This is a genomic window from Lactococcus muris (assembly GCF_042849115.1).
Lineage (GTDB): Bacteria > Bacillota > Bacilli > Lactobacillales > Streptococcaceae > Lactococcus > Lactococcus muris.
On the sequence record NZ_BAAFQO010000034.1, the window covers coordinates 1 to 5,185 of the forward strand.

Consider the following 5,185-nt stretch of genomic DNA (forward strand, 5'->3'; position numbering starts at 1 on the left):
ACGAGTGGAAGACACCAGTAGACACAACAACTGCAGGTGAAAAAGATGCTGTAGTCGTTGTTAAGTACCCAGACGGTTCAAGCGAAGAAGTGCCAGTTAAGGTTGTTGTCACAGACGGCCGTACAGATGCAGATAAGAACGAACCAAAAGGTCAAAACGTCAACACAGGCTTGAATGAAACACCAAAAGCTGAAGACGGTATCTCTAACAAGGGTGACCTTCCAGAAGGTACAACTTACGAGTGGAAGACACCAGTAGACACAACAACTGCAGGTGAAAAAGATGCTGTAGTCGTTGTTAAATACCCAGACGGTTCAAGCGAAGAAGTGCCAGTTAAGGTTGTTGTAACTTCAGATGCAGACAAGTACGAACCAAAAGGTCAAGACGTTAACACAGGCTTGAACGAAACACCAAAAGCCGAAGATGCTATTTCTAACAAGGGCGACCTTCCAGAAGATACAACTTACGAGTGGAAGACACCGGTAGACACAACAACTCCAGGTGAAAAAGATTCTGTAGTCGTTGTTAAGTACCCAGACGGTTCAAGCGAAGAAGTGCCAGTTAAGGTTGTTGTCACAGACGGCCGTACAGACGCAGATAAGAATGAACCAAAAGGTCAAAACGTCAACACAGGCTTGAATGAAACACCAAAAGCTGAAGACGGTATCTCTAACAAGGATGACCTTCCAGAAGGTACAACTTACGAGTGGAAGACACCAGTAGACACAACAACTGCAGGTGAAAAAGACGCTGTAGTCGTTGTTAAGTACCCAGACGGTTCAAGCGAAGAAGTGCCAGTTAAGGTTGTTGTAACTTCAGATGCAGACAAGTACGAACCAAAAGGTCAAGACGTTAACACAGGCTTGAACGAAACACCAAAAGCTGAAGATGCTATTTCTAACAAGGGCGATCTTCCAGAAGATACAAAATACGAGTGGAAGACACCAATAGATACAAGCACACCAGGTGAAAAAGAAGGTGTAGTAGTAATCACTTATCCAGACGGTTCAAGTGAAGAAGTTCTTGTTAAGGTTGTTGTCGCAGACAAACGTACAGATACAGTTGATGTTGTTCCAACAGGACAAGATAAGGGTGGTTCACCAGAAAGCACTAAGCTTGAAGTTAAAGCAGTTGCTGAAAATAAAGTAGCTTCTGACAACACAGGTCGTGCATTACCAGCGACAGGCGAGAATGATTCTGCTGCTTTAGCAGGTCTAGGAGCTGCACTGTTAGGTGGCTTAGGCTTAGCGGCTACTCGTCGTAAGAAAGAAGAAATTTAATTATTACTTCTAAAAATTCTTTGATGTGAGGATAGAATGAAGATCGAGACAACTTGATTTTATCCAAAGCATAAAGATAAAACAAAAAATGCTTAATCACATACATAATATGTGGTTGAGCATTTTTTATATGGTTTGGTTTTTTACTCCTTTTATGTCAGTGTAGAAGTAGATTATCTTCTCCGCTTTAACAAAACTTAAAAAACTTCCAAAGAGGATCATTTTTGTGCGTACAAAAAAGACAGAAAACTTTTTCGTGAAAGAATCTGTCTTTTTTTCTTTTCTTGACTTTCTGACATTTCGTATCTAAGTCCAACCTTGTTCAGTTATTTTTTATATCTGTTGAGTTGGAGGCTGGAAAAGATAAGAGTAATTGCTAGAAATACGAAACCGATACCAGTAGTTATCAAAACCATTTTTTCATCCTCACCAGTTTTAGGTAAAGCATGTTGTGGTGAAGAGGTTGTTTTTTTATTGTCATTATTATGACTATTCTTTCTATCGGTTTTTGCGATATGATGTTTATTTGTAATAATAATATTCTCTTTATTACTATCATTTATGATTGTCTCATAGCCATTTACCTTAGTAATTTCTTTAACAGTATAAAGAATATCTTTCCCTTCATATTTTTGAGAAAGGGACTTCCATGTATATGTCCACTTGGAATCTTTATTTAAGGTAACTGCTTCACCTAGCTTCTCACCATTTGCATAAAGTTGTACTTGAATTGAATCTGGACGAAGTCCATCTTGATTATCATTATCCTCCCAATGTTTGGTTACTGTAACATCTGTTTGTTGTGGTACATGATGGTTCGTGATGTCAAAATTATTGATCTCTGTAGTATAACCTGAAATACTCTCTTCCGTGATTGTATAGGTAATTTCTTTACCTTCTTCATATTTAGGAAGATTAGTGAAAGAATACTTCCAATTATTTTCAGCTGTTATTTTTTGAGTAGTTACAAATTTTCCGTTTGCATAGAGTTGTACTTGAACTGAATCTGGACGAAGTCCGTCTTGATTATTATTATCCTCCCAATGCTTAGTTACTGTGACACTTGTTGCTTCATCATTTTTTGCTATTAGCTGCACGGCATTTTCTTGACCATCAGTGATAGAAAAGTTGATTGGAGTTGTATCAATAACATATCCTTCTTTAGCATGTGTCTCAACAAAAGAATAGTCTCCGAGTAGTAAATTACTCAAATGTATTTGTCCATTTTCATCTGTTACCAAATCCTCGTAACCCATAATGGTATCTCCAAAAGAGTTGGTTAACTTAAAATGAACATGAGGAATACGTTCTCCTGTCATAGCATCAATCTTGGACAAAATTACCCCGCGATAATCTCCTGCACCATCTCCTCTTTCCCCCAAGACAACATCTTTACTTGCTTTAGCATCAATATTAGGAGCTTTCATATTTACTTCATTTGGAAAAACCATCCTTGTTCCATCCACAAGATAGGGAATTCCTCTCGTTAATGTAGATGTATACATGACATCGATTGCCTTTGATATCTGAGTATTAAAAGTAATTGTAAATCCAGTTTCAGCTGAAATTAAAGTATAGTCTGCTGTTGGAACTGGTCCACTTCCATCTGTATACATCAAGGTAAATGAATCAGTATCAATTGTTTGTGTATTAACATTTTGTAATTGATCACTAACGCTTGCATTTTCTAGTTTTTTATTGTCAACATTGATGCGTAATTGCCACTGAATCTGGCTATAGTGACCATTTGGGAGTTGAGTGATTGGCCAACCATTTTTCGAAAGGTCGCTAGCAGCAGGAGCCGGCTTTATTCCTGTAAGTACAAAATGGAGGGTTCCTAAACGGTTATTGGGGCGTGTTTCATAATAATTCGACCAGATGATTGTCCCCAAAGTTATCCCCTGCTTTTGCAATAAGACGGCCTACTACGTTACCATTGGCATCAACAATATTGAAGTTTTCATTCTTTGCAAAGACAGCTCCCTCAGGTAACTCAACAGTAGAAGTATCTCCTTCATGGATGGTTACCCCATCAGGAATATTCCAGTTATATTTGACATCGTAGGAATGTCCTGCAATCCAATCCGACGCCTCAATAGGATTTCCCTTATCATCTGTAGCAGAATTTTTGTCTATTCCATTAACAGGGATAACCTCTTTTATTTTTGTAAGAGCCCTAGGCTGTAAAGCATTAAAATTTAATTGGTTCTCTTGGCTAACTGCTAGTGCTTGAGAGGATAATCCACTCTCTCCAGAATTCTTAGCGAGAACAGATGCGTTTTGCTTTTTGAGATGGTCATTTGTAGAAGGTATCTTATTTGTTAATTGTACACTACTTGAGTTTATAACTTCTTGCATTTGAGCACTTCCTATTACAGGAAGGGCCAAATATGTGAACAATAAGATTACAAGACCAAATAAATGTAAATTTTTTTTCATATGCCTCCTTATTTTTCTCATCCATCAGAAAAAGTTTAAATTTTCTGATATATATTATGAATACACTTTCATTGTACTATAATTTGCTCATTTAATAAATGGTTAAGTTAAAAAATAATATAATCCTTTAAGATATTAATTGCTGAACGAAAGGTTAATGAGATTAAAATCAAGCGCTTCTTGTTTGTTAACTTTTTCTCCCATTCATTACATTCTGAATATCCCCGTTCGCACGCGCTCTGTTGTATAGAGGAAGCTCGCACATAGCAAACTTTTCCAATCATAAAGAAGTGTTTTTCTAAACCTTTATGGCCGTCTCTCCAAGAACATCAATGTAACAAAACATTATGATAACATTTCATAAATATTAAGCAACATGTTAAAATATGATGAGAGATACCATTGTATTTGGAGAAACACCCCCAATGACTTATAATCAGGCAACACAACACAACACAACACATAAACAGGCGGTAGATTCCCCTTCTTTTTCGTATTCACCAAAACGTTCCGGATAACTGGGACGTTTTTTGCCCTGCACTAAAGCTAAAAAATAATCGTTTTTGACTTCAAAGTCATAAAACTTCTCATATCCATAAAATTTGAAATACAAGGAAGAAATAAAATGCACGCAACAAACAGAAACAGGAAAAAACTAGGAATCCTTTTAGCCATATTGTCAGTCCTGCTGCTCATCTCAGGGACCTTCGCTTGGTTCTCCTTCACACAGAGAGCTATCAATGACCGCAGTGTCAGTGTCAACTTTGAAGAAGTTGGCCGCCTGCACGACTACTTTGACCGCGCCTCAGGCAACAAGGACGTCTTCGCCGAGAACTTTGGCGATGCTCCTATCTTGGTGCGCGTAAAACTCCTCGAATACATGGAAATCAATGGTGAGTCCTTAGTTCAAGCCGACCCACAAGAGGTGGCAGAAGGCAATGCGGTTCAACCCATCAAGGAAGATACGGGCACATGGACCCCTTGGACCCCAGAAGCCTCAGGAAATACAGTTGGTCAACGTGTCGGACCGGGCGCCGTCTTCAATGCCCGTGCTCGCTGGACTGTCGGTTGGACTCCCCGAGCAGCCACAGACGGCTCTGGGCAGCTGAATGCCCCTTACTTCATGCCGACCTTTAACCGTGCCCGCGACAACCACAAGACAGCTGCCGCAGGCGACGGACGTGACTGGACCCAGTCGGGAGAAGAGGCCGATACCTCTGTCAGCGCCAACGGAACCAATGCCGGAGCAGATGCCACAGGGGTCACTCATCCCGGGAATGGGACAGATGGCTACTGGACCAACGGCAGTACAGCCACTTCGATTTTAGGGACACCGCCCGATACAGAAGACGGGACACACACGGCTCGCCAGACCGTCATCCAAGACCAGCCGGTCATGTTGCTCAGCCAGTGGAATACCCTGCCAGTGCAAGACCGTGTGGGGAACTTCTGGGTGGTGGATCCAC

Annotated in this window: 3 protein-coding genes and 1 pseudogene; 2 read left to right on the top strand and 2 right to left on the bottom strand. The window is 40.2% G+C overall.

The window, feature by feature from the left end; all coding sequences use genetic code 11:
* Positions 1–1,280: Rib/alpha-like domain-containing protein (locus tag ACGHCK_RS11290; protein ID WP_394304572.1), on the top strand; the 1,280-nt coding region annotated here is incomplete at its 5' end.
* A gap of 326 nt (positions 1,281–1,606) precedes the next feature.
* Here the strand turns inward: ACGHCK_RS11290 and ACGHCK_RS11295 are convergent.
* Together ACGHCK_RS11295 and ACGHCK_RS11300 are read right to left on the bottom strand one after the other, a co-directional pair.
* Positions 1,607–3,172, bottom strand: a complete 1,566-nt coding sequence (locus ACGHCK_RS11295) for a Cna B-type domain-containing protein (protein WP_251424008.1) — start codon at positions 3,170–3,172, stop codon at positions 1,607–1,609.
* On the bottom strand, positions 3,141–3,719 hold the full coding sequence (locus ACGHCK_RS11300; protein WP_286958094.1) for an Ig-like domain-containing protein: 579 nt from the start codon (positions 3,717–3,719) through the stop codon (positions 3,141–3,143). The genes ACGHCK_RS11295 and ACGHCK_RS11300 overlap by 32 nt, the downstream gene beginning before the upstream one ends.
* Positions 3,720–4,344: 625 nt before the next feature.
* Between ACGHCK_RS11300 and ACGHCK_RS11305 the strand changes: the two are divergent.
* A pseudogene (locus tag ACGHCK_RS11305) lies at positions 4,345–5,185 on the top strand (hypothetical protein); the annotation flags it as partial.